Consider the following 23,744-nt stretch of genomic DNA (forward strand, 5'->3'; position numbering starts at 1 on the left):
GTCTGTTAAGGAACAGTTTGTTGAATGACACCAGTGGCAAAATCTAAGACTTGTCTTGGTCCGCCGCTATTTCTATTAATGGCTCTACAACTCATTTTTCAAAAGCGAACGATTTTTCAATTCAAAAACCGCGTCTATCAACGACCACCAGTCTAACTCTTTATTTTCACCGAACACCAGCAAATCTCATTTGCAGAGGCTTGCAAACATGTGCAGCACAGGCACCATCCGCCGGGTGTATCGGCATATTAAACACATCGAGGAATTGGTTATCGAATAAAAAGAAGATGAAACGCCAATTAAACCGGCAGATCTAACCTGTAGTTAACAAAAAAGAAAAAGACACCTGAGGCGTCTTTTTCCATCAGTGAACGAGAACACAGTTAGGAGGTCATCTCGGACAAGTGAAGGACTTATCATCTCTACCATACCTCAGGCTTCACCACCATGAACCATAACATGGCCAGTAAAAGAAACAAATAGATCCAGATCGAACGAGTAAGCGACTGCACCAATTTATCCTTGTCCTGATCAGTTTGATTAAACTTCCGTATCTTCGGCGAAAATGCGCGTGCCAAGAAATACAAGGAGCTTACCATGATCAATACGGTCATCACGATCCAGGACGACTTCCATGACCAATTCCCACCCATTACTAGCAATACTCCGGATATGACTAAAACATGACCGGCATGCTTCGCCAAACGTGTGGTAGACCTGAAAGTATCCAGATAGGCTTGTTGTTTGGTGAGGTCAGCCTCTCGCAATCTTTTCATCATGGGTAGCAGAACAAAAAATGGTCCAATGGACATTATGGCACTGAGAATATGTAGATAAAGAATCGCCTTATATAATAAAATGCCCACCGTTATTTTTTCATGTCCGGGCTAAATTCATGGACCCACACTCGCATTTGCGGCAGCCAAGGCATCCCAGGATGAGATGATAGAATGGATTGCTTATATTCCTCTACATTTGAATATCCCTCTTGCTTGGCATCATCATCGGTTAATTCCCCGAGCGACTGTGAATAAACCTTGTCTATTACAAATTCGTGGCCTTCGAGGGTCATGATTTCACCAACATCTGCGTAGCGTCCATTGCGACGGGTCGCGGTTTTTTGTCCTGACAATACTTTCTCGATATCCGGCTTCACGGTAATTAAACGATCGATTGTACAGGTTTTGGGTGGCAAAGCGTTGGAACCCATTTGATTTTGCATACATGTCATCCTCCTTTTTTCTTCAAAACCACTTTATCATAAGTCGAGCCATGAATGCACAAGCACACGACTGTATGGTTGGACGGGTGGGTCAGTCTTTAACGGTCAGAATAGTGTAATAACATAGAAAAGACCCATCCTCATGGGGTCTTAGCATATTATCGGTTAATATTATTTTTTGGTATCCAATTTAACCATAGACTTTAGTACTTTTACTAATTGCTCTGGTGTAGTTCGCCCAGTGATTATGTACCACGTTTTTCCATTATTATAAGACCAACCAGCATCCGAACGAACACCCTCATTTGTATCAATAGCTGTCATCTGTCCATTTATTGCACCATGAACAGGATTACTTCCCTTTGGAATTGTAGCCATGACACGCTTCATGATATTAATAGCATTGTTAGTATTCTCTGCCCATACCAAGTATTCCCACCCGTTATCTTTCCAGATAAATGCTCTTTTATTAGCAGAATACTTTACATCATACCCGTTAAATTTAGTGGCTCCCTCTGGTATCTCGAACATTTCGTATGTAGAGAAAGGCTGTTTTCGGTAACTAGGAAGTGTACCTGCTGACATTGTCATTACGTCAAAAGTAAGCATTTTTGATTCTCCATCATGCACTCTTTGGCGTGATATCTCGAATAAATAATGGTCTTTACTTACTTCAAGTTTGCTTACAAATAAAGAACCAAGACTTCGAGAAAATTCAGATGAAGCTATATAAGTAGGAACATACACAGCAACATCTACTTTTTTCAGTTCATCAACATACTGTCTATCCCAAGTAAACGGTTCGACTTCCTCGTCTTGAATAGCGACAGCAACAGAAGCAAAACCGATAAGCACTGTAACAAAGAGCAAGATAACTTTCTTCTGCATAAAGCACCAAGCACCTCCTCACCTATTTTTTGTATATGGGTAAATTCTATGCGAAGTGTTTTATGAAACAAAAAAGTGGATAGTCATTTGTCCAGTTTTGAACAACTGGGTTTCGATAGTTCAATAAGGCAGTGTAAGACTCTATTATTCAGTTTAGATCCATAGACTACTTCATTCCGACGTATAGACTAAAACTAATAATCATTTATCTGGTGATTTAGTTAATAGGGGGGGTGGAACTTATCCGGAAGGTACATATCATGACGCGAAGACTTAAGAGTTAATAAAGGCTAGTATAAATGAAAAAATTCCTTGTATACTTACTTTTAGTGGCGGTTTTTTCCGCTTTTCTTTGTTTTTACTTTGATAAATTTATGATTGGTTACGGGATAATATTTGGGATTATAACGATTATTACGGCAATCGCTAATATGGTAAGCATAGATAACACGATCTATTTAGACAAGAAAATGAATGAATATAAGGAACATAACAAGTCCCCTTAATTGCGAAAGGGGACACTTGTCTAAAGTCTGGAGAGGGTAGAGAGTATCCCTCTTCTTTTTTATTGCTTCAATCCAAGCGCAGGCTCCCAGCCAAAGCTGTCAAACCACTGCTTCCGTATGAAGTTTGAGAGAGCTTGTCTCACATAAGGAATGACGTTCGGGGGTAATTTATCCATATCCACCCATACGAGCTCATCGCATTTATTCGGCTCGGCATTGATAATTTCTCCGCGCCATTCAGTGGCAGCGACGAAAAAATCAATGCGCTCATCATTGGAGCGACGATGCATGACGCCTACCATCTCCAAGCTCGCTGGATCGATGTCTATTCCGCACTCTTCTTTTGCCTCGCGGATCGCGGCTGTCTTCACTTCTTCATTCCCATCCAGATGTCCAGCAGGCACACTGTAATTGCCGTCTTCGTAGCCGGTATTATAGCGGCGTAATAACAAGACTTGCGCACCCTTCACCAGGAAAAGGTGAACGGCGACCTGCATCGCGAAGCGCTCTTTCTGCATGCGGATTCTCCTCTATTAATGATATTCTTCCGGGCGATGATTCTCAGCAGCCTGTCTACGGCGTTCCAGTCTGTTTTTTTTCAAAATAGGTGAGCTGGTCAAGCCCATAAGCAGCATAATAATTCCAGCAGCACCCAGGACGATTCCGATTATAAGATAAAGCCAATTCATTGAAAAAGACCTCCTTCATTCATGCAAAGCGAACATGATTCTAAATGGGAACTATGCTATAATGGCACAGTGTGTTTTTACCAGATACTCGGTAGTTATTTCTAGAAAACGCAGGGAGGATTTTGCGAGATGACTCAGCATACGTCTGTTGATCAGCTATCCATTAATACCATCCGCACGCTGGCGATTGATGCCATCGAGAAGGCGAATTCCGGTCACCCGGGTATGCCGATGGGTGCAGCCCCTATGGCACATGTACTGTGGAGCCGCTTTATGAAAGTAAATCCGAGCAACCCAAATTGGATTGACCGTGACCGTTTTGTCCTCTCAGCAGGACATGGCTCTATGCTATTATACTCGATGTTGCATCTGATGAAATACGATGTTTCACTGGAAGACCTACATAACTTTCGTCAATGGGGCAGCAAAACACCTGGTCACCCTGAGTTTGGACACACGGCGGGTGTTGACGCGACAACCGGTCCTCTGGGACAAGGGATCGCGATGGCTGTCGGCATGGCGATGGCTGAAAAGCACATGGCAGCTGTTTACAACCGCGACAATTTTGACATCGTTGACCATTACACATACGTGATCTGCGGCGATGGTGACCTGATGGAGGGTGTATCCAGCGAGGCTTCTTCTCTGGCCGCTCACCTGAAACTGGGTAAAATGATCGTGCTCTACGATTCGAACGATATCTCTCTGGATGGAGAGCTTTCCCGTTCCTTCTCTGAAAATGTAGCGGGTCGCTACCAAGCGTATGGTTGGCAATACATTCGCGTAGAAGACGGCAATGATCTGGCTGCTATTGACGCGGCTATCGCAGAAGCGAAAAAAGATTTGGATCGTCCTACCTTGATCGAAGTAAAAACCGTCATTGGATACGGAAGCCCGAACAAAGGCGGCTCCAGCTCTTCTCACGGCGCTCCACTTGGAAAAGACGAAGTGAAGCTGACAAAAGCAAACTACGAGTGGCACCATGAAAGTGAGTTCCACGTACCACAAGAAGTGACTGATTTCTTCGCAGGCTTGGCTGATGCTGGCGAAAAAGCAGAAGCTGCTTGGCGCGACCAGTTTGCTGCTTACGCAAAAGCGTATCCGGAACTGGCGCTGCAATTTACAACTGCACAAGAAGGTCAACTGCCTGCTGGTTGGGACAACCATATGCCAACGTATGAAGCTGGCGCGAAGCTAGCGACACGTGTTGCTTCCGGTAATGCGATCAATGCATTGGCAAACAGCGTTCCGTTCTTCCTGGGCGGATCTGCTGACTTGGCACATTCCAACAACACGGTGATTAAAGAAGCGGGCAACTTCCTGCCAGGTTCTTACGATGGCCGCAACATTTGGTTTGGTGTTCGCGAATTTGCAATGGGTGCAGCCCTCAACGGTATGGCTCTCCACGGTGGCGTAAAAGTATACGGTGGTACGTTCTTCGTGTTCTCCGACTACGTGCGTCCGGCGATTCGCCTCTCTGCATTGATGAAGCAGCCAGTCGTCTACGTATTTACACATGACTCGATCGCAGTTGGTGAAGACGGACCGACGCATGAGCCGATTGAGCAGCTCGCTTCCTTGCGCGCAATGCCAGGCTTGACCATTCTTCGTCCGTCTGATGCAGTGGAGACAAACGAAGCTTGGAAATATGCTGTATCCCGCACAGATGAGCCAATCGTTCTGGTGCTGACTCGTCAAAACCTGCCAGTTCTGCCTGAGACCATTGAGAAAGCGGCAGAAGGCGTGAGCAAAGGGGCGTATGTTCTCGCAGACGCTCCAAGCGGCAATCCGCAGCTCATCCTGCTCGCAACTGGATCTGAGGTATCTCTCGTGATGCAGGCGCGTGAGCAATTGCTCGCGAAAGGTATTGAAACACGCGTTGTTTCCATGCCGAGCTGGAATCTGTTCGAGCGTCAACCGAAAGAGTATCGCGACGCTGTGATTCCACCGTCCGTAAAAGCACGCGTGGCGGTAGAAATGGGCTCTCCAATGGGCTGGGAGCGTTATGCTGGCGATAACGGTACGGTCATCGCAATCGATCAGTTTGGCGCATCTGCACCAGGTGAGCGTATCATGAAGGAATACGGCTTCACGGTAGAAAATGTTGTAGCTGAAGCAGAAAAACTGCTGAAATAAATCGTAAACCTTTAGTAAAAAGCCTATCTTCTGTTTCAGGAGATAGGCTTTTCCAGTGACAAACGGAATTTTGTATGGAATGATAGACTACAACCCAAAACAGAAACTTTTTTGAAATGGGACCGTCTATATAAGATGTGGGGGAGAGAGAGAAGACCAGGAGGTGAATAATGGCAGCAAAGGCCAAGAAGAAAGTCAAGAAGAAAAAGAACAACTTGCTGATGATTGCCGTATCGTTTGCAATTTTCCTTATCCTAAGTGTGATTGGGGGCTACTTCGCCCTGTTGTATGCGGGAGACCGGATGATTGAGGAAAACGTACAAAAGCTACAGGACTTAAAAGCAGAACCAACGGTCATATACGACAAAAACGGAGTAGAGATGACGAGCCTGATTCGTCAGAAGAACCGTGTATACAAACCGATTAATGAAATGCCAAAGACTTTGATCGATGCTTTCCTCGCCGTAGAGGATAAGCGCTTTTATGAACACAAGGGCGTCGATATGGTTCGGATCGGTGGCGCCATCGTCAATGACATCAAAAAAGGATCGTTAGCTGAAGGGGGAAGTACCATTACCCAACAGCTAGCAAGAAACGTCTTTCTCACCCTAGACCAAACATTCTGGCGTAAAACAAAAGAAATGAGTATCGCGATTGGCTTGGAGCGCAAGTACTCCAAGGATCAAATTTTAGAGATGTACTTGAACCGCGTTTATTTGGGTGAAGGGGAATTTGGGGTAGAGGATGCTGCCCAGTATTACTTCGGCAAGTCGGTAAGCAATGTTACCGTTGCAGAAGCAGCGATGCTGGCGGCCATTCCAAAAGCACCGACTACTTATTCACCTTTTAACAATCCAGAAAAAGCGAAACTGCGTCGAGACACCGTTATTCGTCTGATGTATGAGCAAGGAATCATTACTAATGAACAAAAAGACGCAGCTCAAGCAGAGGCATTGCCAAAAGAACCGCATGAAGTGGCGGGTGCGAGCTTGAAAAAAGGCTATCGCGCGTTTTTTGACAATATGTTGAAAGAGTCCGAAGCAGAGTTCGGTGTAACGGAAGAGGAGCTGTATCGCGGAGGATGGAACGTTTACACATCCTTCGATCCGAAAGTACAGGATGCCATGATAGAGGAATATGCCAAAGCCAAAAACTTCCCGAAAGATGGCGCCAAGCGCGGTGTAGAATCATCGATGATTGTCATCGACGCGAAAACGGGCGGAATTGCTGGGATGATAGGTGGACGCAATTATGCGCCAAAAGGCTTTAACTATGCGACAGATATGAAGCGTCAGCCGGGCTCCAGCTTTAAGCCGATTGCCGTGTTCGCTCCAGCAGTCAATAAAGATATCAACAAATGGAACGCGAATTCACAACTGAGCAACAAACGGCAGAGCTTTAATGGCTATGAGCCGCGCAACTACAATAACCGCTACACGGAAACAGTAAGTATGAGCCGGGCGATGATCGACTCCGCGAATATCCCGCCTGTTTGGCTGTTAAATGAAATTGGGGTATCAGAAAGCTTGGCATACCTCAAGAAAGTCGGCATAGAGCTGACACCGAATGACCGAAACCTGGCGATTGCTCTCGGGGGATTGAATGAAGGTATATCCCCGCTGGAAATGGCTCAGGCCTATACACCTTTTGTGAATGCAGGGGTAGTGTCTGAGGCGCACTCGATCAGCAAGGTCGAGAATAAGGATGAGGGTGTCGTTCGTGAATACCAGCCAAAACAATCTGAAGCACTGAAGCCGGAAGCAGCTTGGGAGATTCACACCATGCTGGAGAAAGCGGTTCAGGAAGGGACAGGGAAGGCAGCGCGTATTTCTGGCCGCCATGTTGCAGGTAAAACCGGTACGACCCAATCAATAGCAGGCGATAGCAAAGCAAACAAGGATGCTTGGTTTGTGGGCTATACTCCGGAATATGTCGGTGCCGTTTGGATGGGCTTCGATCCGGAGGACAAACAGCATTTGATGCACCAAGGAAGTAGCATGACGGCGCAAATGTTCTCCAAAGTGCTGGGAACTGCCTTAAAAGGTGTACCGTCATCGGACTTCGTTCGACCAGAAGGCGCCGTACAACATAAACAAGAGGAAGTTGAATCGGAAATCCAATTGGCTGCGGATATGACATTGGACACAAGTACGAATAAATTGATGGTCGTGCTTAGCTGGATTGGTGGGGCTAACGGAGATACGTACGATCTGTACCGCATTAGCGAAAACGGTGAAAGACAGCTCATCTCTGCGGGTATGAAGGAAACCTCTTATGTAGATGTGCTAGATAGTCCGAAACAGTATCAGTATCAAGTCGTTCCACGAAATGCACAAGGCGAGGAAGGCACGCCTTCAAAAACAGTCCCAATCGATTCCAAGAAGCTGGAGAATCTGATTAATCAAGATCCTGGTCATAACGAGGAAGGCAGCAATCAGGGACAAAATCCGGATGGTACGGGAAATGGCAACGGGGAAATTCCACCGGACCAAGGTACCGGAGGAACTGGTTCGCATACAAATAATGGAAGCGGTAGCCAACCGCCAAATCCGGGAACAGGTGAGGTTCCACCGGACATCGCGAATCCAGTACCTGGTCAGACAAATGGTTCCTCCAATGAAATTCAATTACCACCACCTCCACAAGAGGAGGGGCAGAACCAGTCCCCAGATGCTTCAAACGGCTAAAGATTAGCCCAGCAAGAACGATTCAAAACCGATTCAAAACCGATTCAAAACCGATTCAAAACCGATTCAAAACCGATTCGACTATTTGCACAGCTTCTTTCGCGTGGTACAATACCATTAAATCGGGAGACAGGGGGGACAGTCCATGTCTGGCTACGCACAAAGGGATCTACCCACATTTTTCAAAGAACAGTTACGCCAAACCAAGGTGAATTTTGAGCGAGCACTTGACTGTAAACACACCGATTTCGATGATCTTTACCCATACATGAACGAGCAGCCACAGTTCTTCTGGTACAAACGTTACGTGGCTTGGTCAGAATTGTTGACCGTCGTACGTCTAGCTGAACAATTGGGTATTGAGTGGACAGAGGATTTCAGTGAGCAGCAGGTAGAATTCATTCAAGGCAAGGTTCTGCAAGGAAAAGTGCTCGATTATTGGAACCCAGAGGAAGAACAAGAAGAATCGATGAGGGAATTGGAAGAAGAAAAATAGATGTGAAAGTAAAACATGGCGCGTTCCCATTCTCGGGAACGCGCTTTTTTGTGTGCGCGAAGAAAGGTTCACTTTTGAAGTAACAGTGTCTAATATTTCGTACATGTTTATGTATTTTTGTAAAAAAATGTATACATTTTTACTGTTCTTTTCTGATATATGTATTGGCACCATAGTTGCAATTCTAAAAGCGTGTCATGTATTTCACCATTCAAAGGAGGTTTGCTCATTCATGAAGAAAAAGCGCCACACGCTACACACAAGCCGCATGATGGCTGGTGTCCTTCTCTCCACATCCTTTCTATTGGGGACGGTTGGTACTCCTGCCCAAGCCTTGGCAGTCAAGGATTACTCGAGTGCGATCGGAAAAAACGTTCCGCCCTCTGGGAAATATGTAGTGGGAAAGCTGGACCCAGTCACCTCGTTTCAGCATCAATCCAGTGACAAAGCAGGGGAATATCCCCATCCAGTGGAGCCGACCTGGCGTGTAGAGGAGCAAAAGTCTCCTAGCGAACAGCAGCGGAGCATAAAGGCAAATGCCGAAAAGTACGCGATGTCCGATTTGAACAAGCTCAGTTATGACGAATTAGTCAATGTACTGGTGACGGTCAGCTGGGAGCAGATTCCTGAATTATTCGATTTTACCCCCGATTCGTACGCCTTTTACAATGATCGGCAGCGCGTTCAGGCCATCATTGACGCATTGCAAGTCAGAGGCACACAATACTCCAGCAGCGATTCCAAAGGAATAGACACCTTGGTAGAGGTTCTTCGCTCTGGGTATTACCTCGGCTACTACCATCAGGAATTATCCTATCTCAATCAGAGAAGCGAGCATGAAAAAGTGTTCCCTGCTCTACAAGCCATTGCAGACAATCCGAATTTCAAATTAGGGACAGATGCTCAAAATGAGGTGGTAGGTGCATTTGGTGGACTTATCGGAAACACATTTGTAAGCGCTTCCCTTGTAGAGAAAGCTGCACCGATCATCCGACAATACGAAGAACAAATGGATACTTTCATCTCGCAGCGGAGTGCGGGAGATGCTGTATTCCGCATCATGAGCCAGGTTAGCTTTATTCTGATGTGGAAAGTGGATGAACCAACCAAGAAACAGGAGTTTTACGGCAAAATCGATACGTATCTGAACGAGTTGGGAAAACTCGCCTTGCATGGCGATACAGATGAAGCGAAGGAATGGGTCCTCGACAATGGGTTTTATCATAGTGCGTATTTGGGAGAATACCATTCCAATCCGAATAAGGGTAACGAGGTCCTCACAGAAGCATTAGAGCTTTATCCGTATGTGGGACTTCAGTATATGCAGGTAGCGAAGCTGATCCAGACGGTCTATGGCGGAAAAGACGCTACGGGAAGGGACATCCAGTTCAACAAGATTCGTGAGGATGCCATGGAAAAGTATCTGCCCAAAGAATACACATTTGATGACGGAAGCATCGTCATGAAAGCAGGAGGGGATGTCACAGAAGAAAAAGTCAAACGGTTATACTGGGCGGCAAAAGAGGTAAAAGCGCAGTTTCATCGGATGGCAGGGCGAGATGAACCGATGGAAAAAGGGAACCCCGACGATATTTTGACCATGGTCCTTTACAATAGTCCTTCAGAGTACAAGATGAACAACCCCCTGTATGGCTATGAGACGGACAACGGGGGCATGTATATCGAGGGGAAAGGAACTTTCTTCACCTACGAGCGAACACCGCAGCAGAGCACGTACACACTGGAAGAATTATTCCGCCATGAATTCACGCACTATTTGCAAGGGCGCTATGCCATACCTGGCTTGTGGAATGAAGGCCCAATTTACAGAGACGAGAGACTGTCGTGGTTTGAAGAAGGAGGAGCGGAACTTTTTGCAGGCTCCACGCGAACAACAGGTGTTCTGCCTCGAAAATCCATGGTCAACAATCTCATTCGCTTTGGACAAAATAATTGGTATACGGCTTCGCAAACTTTGCACGCACGCTACGGCACGTGGGACTTTTATACGTATTCATACGCCTTGCAGTATCACATGATGAAAGAGGACTGGAACAAGCTCGATGATATCATGGATTACATAGAGGCCAACAACGTGGATGGTTATGACCAGTTCATCCGTACGCTCAGCAACGATTCAGAGCTAAATCAGGATTACCACCGAACCATGGAATCGTTGGTAGACAGCTATCCTGATCTGACCGTGCCGCTGGTATCTGATGATTATCTGGTTGCGCCAGCCCCCAAAGCAAGTGCAGAAATCTTCCAAGAAATTGAGGATGTCGCTGGATTGCAAAATGTGTCTACAAACAGGCGCGAGTCAGAGTTTTTCCAAACCTTTACGTTAACCGGGACGTACACGGGTACGCAGGCACAAGGGGAGAAGCAAGACTGGGAAACGATGAGTCGCATGACAGATGAGTTTCTAACTACACTTACTTCCCACCCGTGGAACGGCTACAAAACCGTAACCGCCTACTTTACCAACTATAGAGTAAATGCGTCCAATCAGTTTGAGTATGATGTCACGTTCCACGGGGTTCTTCCAGAACAGGGAGATGGTGAGAACCAGCCGCCTGTAATTGTCATGAACGGACCGTCAAAAGCAGCTGTAAACGAGGAGGTAGCATTCAGTAGTAACGGAAGCTCCGATCCGGATGGGAGCATCGTATCCTATCTGTGGGAATTTGGAGATGGCACAACTAGCAGTAATGCCAACCCTACGCATGTCTACGAAAATCAGGGAGAATATACCGTGAAACTGCAAGTAACGGATGACAAAGGAGCGGTTACTACGAAATCGATGACGATCACGATCGAGGAGCAGGGTGGAGAAATTGGGGAAAAGGAACAGGAGCCAAACAACAGCTTTTCAGAGGCGAATCCATTGAAAAGCAATGTGGTGTTGAGTGGTCAAACAAGTAGACAGGACGACAAGGACATTTTTGCCTTGAAGGTATTGGGCAGCGGAAAGGTGAAAATCAACGTAACGAGTGAGCACGATACTGGTTTGAACTGGGTCGTTCACCACGAGGATGATCTGGATCATTATTTCGCTTACCCCAAAACCTCAGGAAAAACGCTCTCCGGTGAGTTTGAAGCAACTCCGGGTACCTACTATTTGTCCGTGTACAACTTTAACGGTGAAACCATTTCATACAAAGTAACCTCGGAATTGCCAGAAGTAGAATTAGAACCAACCGAAACGGAGCCGAACAATTCATTCGATGACGCTAATACAGTACAGTTGGGGGAAGAGATAAGTGGTCAAACCGATCGTACAGATGACAGGGACACGTACATGATTCAGGTTGAAGAGGAAGGGGTCGTTCAAGTTACGGTAAGTAGCGAGAAGGACGAAGGCTTAAACTGGGTGGTGTTCCATGAAGATGATCTCGAAACGTATTTCGCCTACCCCAAAACCACAGGTAAGAAACTGACTGGAGAATTTGAGGCAAAACCAGGGAAATATTACTTGTTAGTCTACAACACTAACAACACGAAGATTCCGTACAAAGTAATCCTGAACGCTGAGTAATCTACCCATTTATGGGAAGAAAAGCCCTTTCTACCCCCTTTTTAAAAAGGATAGAAGGGCTTTTTTTTCGTTTGATAAGCGTCTGGTAAAAATCAGCGCGTAACGCTATGACGTTCCGCACGTCTTTTCTTTACGTAGCTTAAAGAATCAATGGAGCCAATTGTAAATGACTTGTGGCGTCTCTTCCTCAGGACCAGCCGGGAGAACGAATGGAACAGGATTGCTCCAAGGCTGGGCAGGGGACGGGGCATTGGAGATAATGAATTCTGTCCCCAATGAAACAAAGCTGTACAACTCCTCGACAGCGGCATTGTACAAGCGAACACACCCGAGCGAAACAGATGAACCGATGCTCTCGGGATGGTTTGTCCCGTGGATGGTATACCCCTTCTCCTGAAAGACCATGCCCCTCGTACCATAAATATTGTCATGTCCGCGGGGCTGATTGATTTTTTGTTGAATGGTATAGTAGCCTTCGGGCGTAGAACCGTTTTTACCTATGGCAACGGGATAGCTGCGAACCAGATGGGACCCACTGATGAGCTTCATCGTATGTGTCGAGGTAGTCAAGTGAAGCTGTAACGGTTCGAAAGGCGTCACTGGCTCCGGATAGCCGGGAAGCGGCAGCACATTGCGTAAGCTGTCCCATGCGGACTCTGGCGAGAAGGCTTTGGGATGATACGGATAGCTTGTTAACAAAAGTCTCTTTGGCGGTACTGGAATTTGTGGCAAATAATTGCCTGGATAAGCGTCAGCCAGATCAGACAGTTGGGCAGGCAACGTACCCGTTTGCTGATAGTAGCGATACAAGGCGTTTCGCAAGATCAGAACATGCTGAAGGGTTAGCTGCTCATCCGTGAGTTCTGCCTTTGCTGTAGCAAGTGTCGGTTCTCTGTCCAACTGCACAGGTTTATCCCACCATTTTTCACTGAGAACAGTCCGACTCGTCGGATTGTAACGCAAGATGCCTCGGACTTCGTGCGGCTGATAAAACAGCAAGGGACGAAACGACGGCGAACCAGGTACTTCTGGGACAACCATCACCGTAAAAGGCTGTGTTAGAGCTGGACGCCGGGACTCTACATACCGCCGGACCTGTTCAGATAGCTCGCGGGCACTGAGTGTAGGAGGGACTGCAATGACCTCGACATGTGGCTGTGTTTGCCCAGGTGTCGGTACGGGCTGTTTGGCAGCCTGCGGCGTTGTCTCGGATGACGCATCTCTCAACGGTCCAGGAGAAAAAGCGAATTGAAAATAGAGAAACAAAAGTGAAGCCAAGAGTAAACGCATTCGACTGCCCAAGGAACTGCGCTGTCGCTCACGCAGCAGTCTGTGATAAGCGTCACGCGTCTCGTTGTCATACGGGCCTTGCTTGGATACCAGGCCACGTCTATACGCTTCGAGAGCTTGTTCCGGGTTTCCTTGTGCTTCTCGTTCTTTGCCAAGGTGAAACCACCCGATGGCTTCGTTTGGATACTGAGTCGTATACCACCGGTAAAAGGCGAGGTCGTTCTGCTCCGGGTATTTCATATGAAATGTACTTTTTTCCTGAAGAAAGGAAACCTTGTCCACAGATACTTCTCCCCCAAATAAATGAGCGTTTAAAAAGGCGCCCTTATAAGGATGTATCGGCGGGAGTCGGGAAAATAATGAGAGTGGAGGTCAAAAATGGTTTACTTACGAACGATCAAGCTGCTGCGAGAAAAATTCCCCAACACGAAAGAATATCCATTTCACTTGCCTTCCTTGCGCAAGCTGGAAGAGATCGAGCTTGCGAGCAGCGTCACTTTTTTTGTAGGAGAGAATGGCTCGGGCAAATCGACCTTATTGGAATCCATTGCCTATCAATGCGGTTTTCACACGGCTGGAGGATCGCGTCACAACTTTTATGAGGTGCACCGCTCGGAGGCGATTCTGGGTGACTACATACGCCTTTCCTGGCTACCCAAAATAACGAATGGCTTTTTCCTGCGAGCGGAGAGCTTCTATCAGTTTGCCAGCCATATTGATGAGATGGGCCCGAAAAGCTATCAACATTATGGCGGACGCTCGTTGCATGAGCAGTCGCACGGAGAATCTTTTTTCTCGTTGTTTGCCAATCGCTTCAACGGCAGGGGAATCTACCTGCTGGATGAGCCCGAGGCTGCTCTTTCACCGAAGCGCCAAATCGCATTTTTGTACTTGATGCGCGATTTGGTGGAAGAAGGAGCACAATTTATCATTGCATCCCACTCGCCGATTCTATTGGGCTATCCTGGAGCGACTATCCTTAATTTTGACGAATCGCCGGTACAAGAGGTGAATTATCGCGATACGGAGCACTATCAATTGACGCGCCGTTTCCTGGAGAAGCCCGATCTATTTTTAGATGAAAAATAATTTTCATTCTTCCTGTCACAAAACTCGCCTTGGCGGTTTCTATTAGATGAACGAAGCAGTAGAGGCAATCGTCAATGGCGCAAGCAGGAAGGAGGAGCCCAGTGGAGGTGCAAGCAAACCTGGTGATGAACCATGCTCGAGTAGAGGATCAAGCAGATTCCTTTCAAGAATTGTTTACGACCTATTATCCGTTTGTGGTCAGACAGATCATGCGAATTGTGAAAGATCAACAAACGGCAGAAGATATTGCACAGGATGTATTTCTCTCCTTTTACCATACCGATCGCACGGTGATCGAACAAATCCCGGCATGGCTGTCCAAGTCCGCGCTCTACGCAGCGTACAATTATCTTCGTTCAGAAAAACGCAGGTACGCAAGACAAGAGCGAAGTGCATCCGAGCAAGAGCACGTCAGCCCTTCTTCAGAAGAGATGTGGCTTGCAAAAGAGTCTCAGAGTATCGTCCGCGATGTGCTAGAGGAGCTAGACGAGCGGGAACGAACCTTGCTGGTCATGAAATATTCCGGATTTCCTTATACGGAGTTGGCGAAAGCGACTGGCACGCAGATCAGCTCAGTGGGAACACTCCTCGCGAGAGCGAAAAGTAAATTTCGTACCATATATGGCCGGATGAGGGGGGAAGAGGAATGAAATGCGCCGATACAGGCTTTATTCAGGCGTTCTTGGATGGGGAATGCAGCTCAAAAGAAAGTAAGCAATTCCTGCTTCATCTGGAGTACTGTGAAACCTGCCGCACACAGCTAGACGAACTGTCCGCGTTGGATAGCTGGACTCGTGAGAAGATGGAGCATGCTTTTTCCGAGACAAACGATGGGAAGGTCAATACGGAAGCAGCGTGGCAGCGTTTTTCGCAATCCATCGAGAAAACGACTGACACCTATGCACAAGAGCGACAAATGATAACGAATCGAGCAACAATGAGAAGGAGCTGGAATCAGATGAACAAGCAAACAAAAAGATGGGTAACAGGTGCTTCGGCAGCAGCAGTATTGGCTGTGTCCCTGTCTTTCCCCCAAGTACAAGCAGCAGCGAACGATTTTCTGTCCATTTTCCGCATGGATAAAGTAGAGTTTGTCAAAGTGACGCAAGAGGATCTGCGAGAGGTCGAACAATGGATCGCTAGCGGCAATTGGGGCGAGACGGAACTACCTGGGATTGGGAAAATCTGGATGGATAAAAACGATCAAGAGAAGCTCGAACAAAGAAATCATTATTACAACAGTAAAGAAGCCGCGCTAAAGGCTGGAGTGAAGCTGCCTGAGCTGCCGAAAGATGTCACAGTGGATAGCGTGGACGTCAATTCTCCTTACACCATGCACATGGAAATCGATGCCGATCGTGCAAACAAGCTACTGGGGCAATTGCAGGTAAAGGCGCGCTTTGATGAAAAGCTGAATGGCAAACGCTTCTCCTTGAAGATCCCACAGATGCAGAAAGTCTGGATGACCGCAGGAAAAGAAAGCTATGGCTACTCTGTCGTGGACGCACCTGAGCTAACAGCTCCTGAGGGAGTTGATCTGGCCCAGCTTCGCGAGACACTCTTGGCCCTGCCGTTCATTCCAGATCAAGTGAAAAAGCAGATGGTGAGCATCGAAGACTGGCAGCATACCCTCCCTGTGCCATACATGGCAGACGGCGATAGCAAGATGAAGGAAGTAAAAGTGAACGGTCAAAACGGAATGCTGATCACAGGTAAATACAATGCACGTCTGATGTGGCAGCAGGATGGACAGATTCACATGCTGGAAGGCAGCGAAAAGAACGCTGACGGGCTGTTGGATTTTGCAAATCAACTGAAATAAGTAAATAAATAGCGGGGCACTGGCGGAGTTTTCCTGAAAAGGGGGGGGGCTCTGCTTTGTCCCGTTTGCAATGGAGAAGGTGAGGTAAGCGATGTCAGATTATGTGATTGAGACCTGGGAGTTGACCAAGCAATACAACGGCAAAGCCGGCTGCAAAAATATTACGCTACAGGTACCGCGCGGCTCTGTATTTGGTTTCCTCGGGCAAAATGGAGCGGGTAAAAGTACCTTTGTCAGGACGATGCTCGGGTTGTTGCACCCGACGGATGGCAAAGCGGTTATGCTTGGGCAGCCGATTGGCAGTGTAGAATCGCGAAAAAAGGTAGGGTACTTACCAGAGCTATTCCGCTATCCGGATTGGTTGACAGGTCAACAGCTTTTAGAGCATCATGCCGAGTTGTGTGGATTAACACATCGCGAGAGTAAAACAGTCATAAAAAATGTCGTTGAGCTGGTCGGAATGGCTGGACGTGAGCGTGAACGCATCCGGGGCTATTCCAAAGGCATGCAGCAGCGTATCGGGATTGCCTGCGCCCTCTTATCCGATCCAGAGCTGATCTTCCTCGATGAGCCGACCTCCGCACTGGACCCAATCGGGCGAAAAGAAGTACGTGAGCTGATCGGGAGACTGCGTGACCAAGGAAAGACGATTTTTCTCAACAGTCATCTACTGAGTGAAATGGAGAGCGTGTGCAACTACGTCGGGATCATTCACCGTAGTGAGCTGGTCGTACACGGCGACTGGCGCAAGCTGAATAACGTCCAACCACAAATTGAATTGACAGTGGACAAGGATAGCGCAGGCTTTCATAAGGAGCTTCCTTCCTTCGTTACAGCGAGTCAACTCGTCAGACAAGAAGAAGACCGTGATTCTTGGATGATGACCCTGGATCAGGACAATCGAGTGCCAGCCCTCTTGCGACAGTTGATTGCCTCCGGGGTTGCGGTTCATGAAGTCGTGCGGAAGCAGCAATCACTGGAAGATGTATTCCTGTATTGGGTGCAGAGAAAGGAGGGGGAACGACATGTGGCCGATCATCAAGATCACGTATAGAGAAATGATCTCCAAGCGTATTTTTACGATTACGCTGATCATGTCGCTGGCCTTCCTGCTGCTGTTTGGACTTGCAACTGGCTATGCGGTTAAAGAAATGAAAGAGATGGTAGGAGACACGGGTGTAGAGACCGTGTTGGAAAAGCAGGTTCTCTCCACACAGATGTTGGGCATGGGCTTGTACTTTGGCTCTGTCATTACGGCACTCCTGGCGATTTTGAGCAGTGTAGGGAGCATTGCTTCTGAAATCGAAAGCCATCAGATCGATACGTGGCTAGCGCGAGCACTTCCTCGCTACAAATATGTGCTGGGGAAATTTTTCGGGTTGGCGAGTATGCTGGGGGTGTACGCACTCTTGATGTTCCTCGGGTTATTGGGGATCAATCAATGGGTGGGGGGAGGTATGCTGGCTGTTCAGGTGGATGTTGGCCAAATCCTGAAAGCAGCTGCCTTCTTCGTTAGCATGCCGATCATCCTTGTCTGTGTCGCGATGTTCTTAAGCAGCATGACCACCACAGTGACGGGTGGTATTATCCTGATCATTCTGTACGGGATCAGCTTCGTTGGCGGCTTTATTGAGCAGATCGGTGCGGTCTTTAGCAATAGCTCGCTTACCAACATCGGGATTATTTCCAGTCTGCTCTTTCCGGCCGATTCATTGTTCAGGCAAGCGACGCTTTCGCTATTTGACTCTGCTGACGATCCGCTGTCCTTTGCTTCGCAAGGAATTTTCGGTACGACTTCTCCTCCGAGTACTGCCATGCTCATTTACACCATCCTCTATGGCATCGTGGCGTTGGGGTTGTCGATTCGGGTGTTTCAAAAGCGGGATGTATAAAATACAAGAGAGAACGGCTGATTCGTGCCGTTCTTTTTTTTTTCGAAAGCTGGGTCAATCAGCAGGAGGCCATAGCGACGTAGGTAGGGAGCTATCCGTCAAATAAGAGAAGAGAATAGATAGAGGAAAACGATATTTAATTGTTTCGCGATCTCCCAGGCATGTCCTGCCGGATCGATGCATGAAGCCGTTTGCACTCCCCACGGCCGGTCGATCGGACCGTTAAGTAGAGCAACCCCACGTTTTTTCAATTCTTCACAGACTTCATCCACGTCTTCGACCCAAATGGTGAGCAGGAAACGGAATCAGGATTTACGTGTTTCGACTGTTCCCGGGCTCATCAATTCGTGTGATTCAGAAATATTTCACAAGCTCCTGTTTCTTTACAGGGGAAAAGCCTCTTTTTTATGTACATGTATGCTCCGATCACCATGTGCGCATCCCGTAATTTTTATGATGTTAATAGAGGAAATGTGGTTAAAACAGTTTATGCGCCTATTCTGTTCGGATTTTTATGAATATTGTTATAATGTCAGCACGAAATGAAAGCGCATTCTCGCGAGGAGGAACGAGCGTATGCTGGCATTACTTGGATTTCTCATGGTAGCGGTTTTCATGTACTTGATTATGTCGAGACGGCTTTCGGCATTGGTTGCTTTGATTGTTGTTCCTGTTGTTTTTGCGTTGATTAGCGGATTTGGTACGACAGAAATTGGCGAAATGATGCTTGCAGGCATCAAAAAAATTGCCCCTACGGGAATTATGCTGTTGTTCGCCATTCTATACTTTGGAGTCATGATGGACGCGGGTCTGTTTGATCCATTAATTAAGAAAATCGTGAAAATAGTGAAGGGTGACCCACTGAAGGTGATTGTAGGTACAGCGATTCTCGCTACCTTGGTCGCACTGGATGGAGATGGAACCACGACTTATATGATTACTGTTACCGCGATGCTACCTTTGTATCGGAAGCTGGGAATTAGACCGATGATTTTGGCAGCCATGGCGATGCTCTCGCTCGGTGTCATGAACATGACGCCTTGGGGTGGACCGACAGCACGTGTCATGAGTGTACTCCATATGGATGTTTCCGAGATTTTCGTCCCTGTGATTCCTATGATGATTGGCGGAATTGCGTGGGTGATGATCGTAGCCTGTATTCTGGGCAAACAAGAGCGTAAGCGTTTGGGGATTATTGAGATACCAGATGAAGATTTGAAATCGCTTGCAGGACAAGAGGTGGCGGCGACGGATGAGACCGCTGCACTGAAACGTCCGGGCTTGATCTGGTTCAATCTGTTGTTGACCGCAGCCCTGATGGTCGGCCTGATTACGAGCTTTTTGCCACTGCCGACGCTGTTCATGCTCGCTTTTGCGATTGCCCTGTTTGTGAACTATCCGAAAATGCAAGATCAGAAAGAGCGAATTGCCGCCCACGCAGCTAACGCACTGGCTACCGTGTCCATGGTTTTCGCTGCGGGAATCTTTACAGGCATCCTGTCTGAAACAAAAATGATCGATGCGATGGCGAGCACACTCGTTTCCTGGATTCCGGATTCACTTGGTTCCCATATGCCTCTACTCGTAGCGCTGACAAGCATGCCATTCACGTATTTCATGTCGAATGATGCGTATTACTTCGGGATCGTTCCCATCCTGGCAAATGCAGCAGCCGCTTACGGAATCGATCCGGCGGAAATTGGTCGCGCTTCCATCCTGGGTCAACCGCTGCATGTACTCAGCCCGTTGTTTGCAGCACAGTATCTGTTGATCGGGATGGTTGGGGTCGATTATGCGGAAACCCAAAAGTTCATCCTGAAATGGGCGTTTGGAACATCGATCGTGATGATTGCGCTTGCTCTTCTTACCGGAGTCATCTCATTCTAGTCAGCTATAAGAAGAAAGAAATAAAGAAGGGGCCTGCTGATGGCCTCTTTTTTGTCATCGAGCGAAATAAGATACAATGAGAAGAAGAGGAGGGAACGATATGCGTTTTCACAGCAAGCTGATGTTGATTATTTGTTCGCTCCTTTTTGGCGTGACGGTCATCCTCGGTACGATGTTTGAACAGATGTTAGCGGGCGTATTGGAGCATGAGATCGGAACACGCGCACTGCATACCGCCAAGACCGTCGCGCAGATGTCCGAGATTAAACAGGCGTTTGACGCAGAAGACCCTGCCAAGATTATTAATCCAATCGTGGAAAAAATACGTGTAGACACGAATGCGGCTTTTATCACAGTAGGAAATTTGCAAAGCATCCGCTATTCCCATCCTGATCCAGAGCAGATTGGCAAAAAGATGGTGGGAGGCGACAATGAGGCAGTATTTGAGGGGCAATCCATCATCTCTGAGACAGTCGGCTCGCTTGGCCCCGGACTCAGAGGAAAGACACCGATCTATGATGAGGAAGGAAAGGTGATGGGAGTCGTTTCTGTCGGCTTTTTGTTTGAGGATATAAATGAAACGATTGAATCGTATCGCAATCGAATCTTCGTCATCGGGATCGTCACCTTGCTCTTGGGTGTGGTGGCTACGCTCATTCTTTCACAAAATGTAAAGAAAGCCATATTTGGTTTGGAGCCTGAACAAATCGGGCGATTATATCAGGAAAATCAAGCCGTGCTGGAATCGATTCGCGAAGGCATTGTGGCGGTCAATAAGGAAGGGGCGATCACACTCGCGAATCAGACTGCTCACCATATGCTGGGGCAAGCGAAGGATAAAGACAGGATTATGGAGAAACAGGACGAGCTGGTTCGTTCGCTGGGCCTTCATGAGGTAATTGAGACAGGGAAAGCCGAATTTGACCGCGAAACGAATGTGGACGAGCACATATTAGTCGTGAACCGCGTTCCGATTATGGATAAGGAGCGCCAAGTTATCGGTGCTGTAGCGAGCTTTCGCAATCGGTCCGAGCTGTTCGAGGTCACACAGGAACTGTCACGGGTGAAGGAGTATGCCGAAGTCCTTCGTTCCCAGACGCATGAGTATTCCAACAAACTGCATCTCATATCAGGACTCATTCAGCTTGAATCGTATCAGGAAGCGATTGAAACGATTTCTTCTGAGCTGAATGTGCATGTCCACAATACGACGTTTATTATGCAAGAAGTCCCCGACCCACTGATAGGTGGCTTGTTGCTCGGGAAGCTGAATCAAGCAAACGAACGTAAAGTGGATTTGAAAATTGATCCAGAAAGCAACTTCCGTGACATTCCTGCCTCGATTGATCGCTCACAGCTGATTGTCATTCTCGGCAATTTGATAGATAATGCGATGGACGCTGTAAAAGCTCCAGGTGCATTTGCACCAGAAATCACGATCTTTTTGCTCAATATGGAAGAGGTCTTGCTCATAGAGGTAGAGGACCTGGGACCAGGCATCTCCGAAGAGAATGCTGAACGAATTTTCGAGCTCGGCTTCTCTACCAAGCAGCAGCCGAATCATGGCTACGGACTGCACTTAGTCAAACAAGCTGTTTTACATGTACACGGTAATATAACGCATACGGGTAATCCAGTAGGTGGAACGATTTTTACTGTGACGATACCAAAGGATGCACGCACGGCAGAACGGAAGGAGGTCGTTTTAGATGATACGGGTACTCATTATTGAAGACGACCTGAGAATTGCAGAGGTAAACCGACGCTTCGTGGAAAAAGTGGAGGGGTACGAGGTGATTGGCATTGCTACGAATGGGCAAGAGGCCAAGGACCAGATGGAAATTTTGCAGCCTGATCTCGTGTTGCTCGACATTTATTTTCCGGATATGGACGGCCTTGATTTTTTGTCGATCCTAAAGGAGCAGTGCCCTACAACGGATGTCATCATGCTGACAGCTGCCAAAGAAGTGGATGCAGTTGTAGAAGCGATCCGCTATGGTGTATTCGATTTTATTACCAAGCCCCTTATCTTTGCACGCCTGCAACAAACGTTACGGAATTATCAGGAGTTCAGGCAAAAGGTGAGCGATTGGAAAAAAGACACCGATCAGATCAGCCAAGCCCAAATCGATGAGCTCATTGCCCGGACAGGCCAAAAGAAGACAACCGAGACAAGGGCAGTCAAAGGAATTGATCAAATTACGCTGGACAAGATCTCTGGCTTTCTCATGCAGACGCAGGAGGCCACAACGGATTTGGTCAGCAAAGAAACAGGCATCAGCCGTTCAACAGCAAGGCGATACCTCGAATATTTGGTAGCCAAAGGAGACGCCATCGCAGACCTTTCGTACGGCGTCGTCGGACGTCCAGAGCGCGTGTACAAAAGCGTCGGGCGACAAAAAGAATAAAAAAACCCTTCGCGCATTCAAGCAAGTTCCAAAGCTTACTTGAGAGCGTAAAGGGTCTTTTTTTTGTAATATGATTTTTGACAAGTATTAAGAAGGTTCCGATGAACCAACAAAGCTGGTGAGAAGAAAAAGCACAGATCTCGCAGACCTTGACAACGCCTACCCAGTCGGAACTTCCAAAAGGGGACCACGCTTGTCGAACACTTCTTCCCTGAGAAACTTCCGCCCGTAGGGTGGCTTTGGCTCGACGGTCCCCTTTTGGAAGTGGAGACGGACAGTGAAATTTCCCTTGCGGGCGTGTCAGAGTCGAAGAGAACTGTGCTTTTTCTTCTCCTCCCCTATGTTGACTCAAACTCGGGTCTACTTAATCACACAACTCGCTTCCACCCGATAAATACGCTGCCCACGAGAAGAAAAGCGCTCCTCGTACTCCGTCATCACATTATCTGCCGCCAGCTTGGACTGGTGCAGGTCAAAGGTGATATTGCGCATCTGGAAGCGCTCCGCAGCAAATTGGTTGAGTGAAAACTCAAAAAGGTTCTCGTTGTCTGTCTTCATATGAAGCTCACCGTCTGCCACAAGCACCTGACGATAGGTGTTCAAGAAGCTCTTGTAAGTAAGACGGCGTTTCGCATGACGGGTTTTTGGCCACGGATCACTAAAGTTCAGATAGATGCGAGAAATTTCATGATCGGCAAACAACTCGGTCAACTTGGAAGCGTCGTACTGGACAAAGGCCAGATTCGGAATAGCTTTGTACTCCGTACGTTGGACAGCGCGCAGAACGACCTCCGCCTTCAGTTCAACCGCAATGAAATTGATGTCAGGGTGACGCTCGGCCAGTGTATTAATGAAACGTCCTTTTCCACAGCCGATCTCCACATGAATCGGATTGTTATTCCCGAAGCGTTCCTTCCAATTTCCTTTGTAGGAAAGGGGATTGTCTACGAACGTCGGATATTCTCTCAGGGCCGCTTCGGCACCTGGAATGTTACGCAGTCGCATATGTGCCTCCTTCAAAACGAACTCCTATCTACTTTACGATGACTCCCTGCTAGTTGCAAGTAGAGAGAAGAAAGAGAAGCGAGATTCCAGAGGTAGATGACGTGAAAAAGAGAGAATAGGGGGTTTTTGTAAACGGAACTAGGACAAAAGTCGCGTAGGTCGCGAGTTTTAACAAATGGGGGCTGGATA

At 47.4% G+C, this 23,744-nt stretch carries 19 protein-coding genes and 1 pseudogene; 12 read left to right on the forward strand and 8 right to left on the reverse strand.

What is annotated here, in order from left to right:
- Window positions 1–422: 422 nt before the first annotated feature.
- The 5 genes from E8L90_RS01715 to E8L90_RS30045 form a co-directional block, all read right to left on the reverse strand.
- Complete coding sequence (locus E8L90_RS01715; RefSeq protein ID WP_137027728.1) at window positions 423–866, reverse strand: DUF2269 family protein; 444 nt, start codon at window positions 864–866, stop codon at window positions 423–425.
- A 2-nt stretch (window positions 867–868) separates the two neighbouring features.
- A complete protein-coding gene (locus E8L90_RS01720; RefSeq protein ID WP_137027729.1) occupies window positions 869–1,222 on the reverse strand; it encodes an ASCH domain-containing protein in 354 nt (117 codons plus the stop codon).
- 171 nt (window positions 1,223–1,393) lie between these two features.
- Complete coding sequence (locus E8L90_RS01725; RefSeq protein ID WP_137027730.1) at window positions 1,394–2,110, reverse strand: hypothetical protein; 717 nt, start codon at window positions 2,108–2,110, stop codon at window positions 1,394–1,396.
- A gap of 565 nt (window positions 2,111–2,675) precedes the next feature.
- Window positions 2,676–3,134 carry an NUDIX hydrolase gene (locus tag E8L90_RS01730; protein WP_137027731.1) on the reverse strand — a complete coding sequence of 153 codons (459 nt, stop codon included), beginning with the start codon at window positions 3,132–3,134 and terminating at the stop codon, window positions 2,676–2,678.
- 15 nt (window positions 3,135–3,149) lie between these two features.
- A complete protein-coding gene (locus tag E8L90_RS30045) occupies window positions 3,150–3,305 on the reverse strand; it encodes a hypothetical protein (RefSeq protein ID WP_167403233.1) in 156 nt (51 codons plus the stop codon).
- A 129-nt stretch (window positions 3,306–3,434) separates the two neighbouring features.
- Here E8L90_RS30045 and tkt point away from each other — a divergent pair, with 129 nt between their 5' ends.
- From tkt to E8L90_RS01750, 4 genes are all read left to right on the forward strand, one after another.
- Window positions 3,435–5,441: a transketolase gene (tkt, locus tag E8L90_RS01735; RefSeq protein WP_137027732.1), complete on the forward strand. Its 2,007-nt coding sequence runs from the start codon at window positions 3,435–3,437 to the stop codon at window positions 5,439–5,441.
- A gap of 170 nt (window positions 5,442–5,611) precedes the next feature.
- Complete coding sequence (locus tag E8L90_RS01740; protein ID WP_137027733.1) at window positions 5,612–8,128, forward strand: PBP1A family penicillin-binding protein; 2,517 nt, start codon at window positions 5,612–5,614, stop codon at window positions 8,126–8,128.
- A 145-nt stretch (window positions 8,129–8,273) separates the two neighbouring features.
- Window positions 8,274–8,624 carry a hypothetical protein gene (locus E8L90_RS01745; protein WP_007721499.1) on the forward strand — a complete coding sequence of 117 codons (351 nt, stop codon included), beginning with the start codon at window positions 8,274–8,276 and terminating at the stop codon, window positions 8,622–8,624.
- A 232-nt stretch (window positions 8,625–8,856) separates the two neighbouring features.
- Window positions 8,857–12,162: a collagenase gene (locus tag E8L90_RS01750; RefSeq protein WP_137027734.1), complete on the forward strand. Its 3,306-nt coding sequence runs from the start codon at window positions 8,857–8,859 to the stop codon at window positions 12,160–12,162.
- Window positions 12,163–12,309: 147 nt separating this feature from the next.
- Here the strand turns inward: E8L90_RS01750 and E8L90_RS01755 are convergent, their stop codons facing one another.
- Window positions 12,310–13,734, reverse strand: coding sequence for a L,D-transpeptidase family protein (locus E8L90_RS01755; RefSeq protein ID WP_137027735.1), 1,425 nt, complete (start codon window positions 13,732–13,734; stop codon window positions 12,310–12,312).
- Between the two features lie 96 nt (window positions 13,735–13,830).
- On the opposite strand from E8L90_RS01755, the gene E8L90_RS01760 reads away from it, so the two are divergent.
- From E8L90_RS01760 to E8L90_RS01780, 5 genes are all read left to right on the forward strand, one after another.
- Window positions 13,831–14,541, forward strand: a complete 711-nt coding sequence (locus E8L90_RS01760) for an AAA family ATPase (RefSeq protein ID WP_137027736.1) — start codon at window positions 13,831–13,833, stop codon at window positions 14,539–14,541.
- Window positions 14,542–14,642: 101 nt separating this feature from the next.
- Window positions 14,643–15,191, forward strand: coding sequence for an RNA polymerase sigma factor SigX (locus tag E8L90_RS01765; protein ID WP_137027737.1), 549 nt, complete (start codon window positions 14,643–14,645; stop codon window positions 15,189–15,191).
- Window positions 15,188–16,363, forward strand: a complete 1,176-nt coding sequence (locus E8L90_RS01770) for an anti-sigma factor family protein (protein ID WP_137027738.1) — start codon at window positions 15,188–15,190, stop codon at window positions 16,361–16,363. Before E8L90_RS01765 ends, E8L90_RS01770 begins: the two co-directional genes overlap by 4 nt.
- 91 nt (window positions 16,364–16,454) lie before the next feature.
- The gene (locus tag E8L90_RS01775; RefSeq protein ID WP_137027739.1) at window positions 16,455–17,417 is read left to right on the forward strand and encodes an ABC transporter ATP-binding protein; all 963 of its coding nucleotides are present in this window, start codon (window positions 16,455–16,457) and stop codon (window positions 17,415–17,417) included.
- Window positions 17,389–18,255 (forward strand): ABC transporter permease subunit, encoded by an 867-nt coding sequence (locus E8L90_RS01780; RefSeq protein ID WP_137027740.1) that lies wholly within the window; start codon window positions 17,389–17,391, stop codon window positions 18,253–18,255. The genes E8L90_RS01775 and E8L90_RS01780 overlap by 29 nt, the downstream gene beginning before the upstream one ends.
- 98 nt (window positions 18,256–18,353) lie before the next feature.
- Here E8L90_RS01780 and E8L90_RS30565 read toward each other — a convergent pair.
- A pseudogene (locus tag E8L90_RS30565) lies at window positions 18,354–18,620 on the reverse strand (VOC family protein); the annotation flags it as partial.
- 211 nt (window positions 18,621–18,831) lie between these two features.
- Here E8L90_RS30565 and E8L90_RS01790 point away from each other — a divergent pair.
- From E8L90_RS01790 to E8L90_RS01800, 3 genes are all read left to right on the forward strand, one after another.
- Window positions 18,832–20,142, forward strand: coding sequence for a CitMHS family transporter (locus E8L90_RS01790; protein ID WP_137027741.1), 1,311 nt, complete (start codon window positions 18,832–18,834; stop codon window positions 20,140–20,142).
- A gap of 100 nt (window positions 20,143–20,242) precedes the next feature.
- Window positions 20,243–21,874 carry an ATP-binding protein gene (locus E8L90_RS01795; protein ID WP_244297133.1) on the forward strand — a complete coding sequence of 544 codons (1,632 nt, stop codon included), beginning with the start codon at window positions 20,243–20,245 and terminating at the stop codon, window positions 21,872–21,874.
- Window positions 21,852–22,550, forward strand: a complete 699-nt coding sequence (locus E8L90_RS01800) for a DUF977 family protein (RefSeq protein ID WP_137027743.1) — start codon at window positions 21,852–21,854, stop codon at window positions 22,548–22,550. The genes E8L90_RS01795 and E8L90_RS01800 overlap by 23 nt, the downstream gene beginning before the upstream one ends.
- Window positions 22,551–22,910: 360 nt before the next feature.
- Here the strand turns inward: E8L90_RS01800 and trmB are convergent, their stop codons facing one another.
- On the reverse strand, window positions 22,911–23,555 hold the full coding sequence (gene trmB / locus E8L90_RS01810) for a tRNA (guanosine(46)-N7)-methyltransferase TrmB (protein WP_016743027.1): 645 nt from the start codon (window positions 23,553–23,555) through the stop codon (window positions 22,911–22,913).
- Window positions 23,556–23,744 lie beyond the last annotated feature (189 nt).

The organism is Brevibacillus antibioticus, assembly GCF_005217615.1.
Taxonomy (GTDB): domain Bacteria; phylum Bacillota; class Bacilli; order Brevibacillales; family Brevibacillaceae; genus Brevibacillus; species Brevibacillus antibioticus.

What these genes read in the sequence shown, in the direction of transcription:
- E8L90_RS01720 (WP_137027729.1), bottom strand. Translation starts at nt 1,222, where the DNA reads ATGCAAAATCAAATGGGTTCCAACGCTTTGCCACCCAAAACCTGTACA.
- E8L90_RS01725 (WP_137027730.1), bottom strand. Translation starts at nt 2,110, where the DNA reads ATGCAGAAGAAAGTTATCTTGCTCTTTGTTACAGTGCTTATCGGTTTT.
- E8L90_RS01730 (WP_137027731.1), bottom strand. Translation starts at nt 3,134, where the DNA reads ATGCAGAAAGAGCGCTTCGCGATGCAGGTCGCCGTTCACCTTTTCCTG.
- E8L90_RS30045 (WP_167403233.1), bottom strand. Translation starts at nt 3,305, where the DNA reads ATGAATTGGCTTTATCTTATAATCGGAATCGTCCTGGGTGCTGCTGGA.
- tkt (WP_137027732.1), top strand. Translation starts at nt 3,435, where the DNA reads ATGACTCAGCATACGTCTGTTGATCAGCTATCCATTAATACCATCCGC.
- E8L90_RS01740 (WP_137027733.1), top strand. Translation starts at nt 5,612, where the DNA reads ATGGCAGCAAAGGCCAAGAAGAAAGTCAAGAAGAAAAAGAACAACTTG.
- E8L90_RS01745 (WP_007721499.1), top strand. Translation starts at nt 8,274, where the DNA reads ATGTCTGGCTACGCACAAAGGGATCTACCCACATTTTTCAAAGAACAG.
- E8L90_RS01750 (WP_137027734.1), top strand. Translation starts at nt 8,857, where the DNA reads ATGAAGAAAAAGCGCCACACGCTACACACAAGCCGCATGATGGCTGGT.
- E8L90_RS01760 (WP_137027736.1), top strand. Translation starts at nt 13,831, where the DNA reads ATGGTTTACTTACGAACGATCAAGCTGCTGCGAGAAAAATTCCCCAAC.
- E8L90_RS01770 (WP_137027738.1), top strand. Translation starts at nt 15,188, where the DNA reads ATGAAATGCGCCGATACAGGCTTTATTCAGGCGTTCTTGGATGGGGAA.
- E8L90_RS01775 (WP_137027739.1), top strand. Translation starts at nt 16,455, where the DNA reads ATGTCAGATTATGTGATTGAGACCTGGGAGTTGACCAAGCAATACAAC.
- E8L90_RS01780 (WP_137027740.1), top strand. Translation starts at nt 17,389, where the DNA reads ATGTGGCCGATCATCAAGATCACGTATAGAGAAATGATCTCCAAGCGT.
- E8L90_RS01790 (WP_137027741.1), top strand. Translation starts at nt 18,832, where the DNA reads ATGCTGGCATTACTTGGATTTCTCATGGTAGCGGTTTTCATGTACTTG.
- E8L90_RS01795 (WP_244297133.1), top strand. Translation starts at nt 20,243, where the DNA reads ATGCGTTTTCACAGCAAGCTGATGTTGATTATTTGTTCGCTCCTTTTT.
- E8L90_RS01800 (WP_137027743.1), top strand. Translation starts at nt 21,852, where the DNA reads ATGATACGGGTACTCATTATTGAAGACGACCTGAGAATTGCAGAGGTA.
- trmB (WP_016743027.1), bottom strand. Translation starts at nt 23,555, where the DNA reads ATGCGACTGCGTAACATTCCAGGTGCCGAAGCGGCCCTGAGAGAATAT.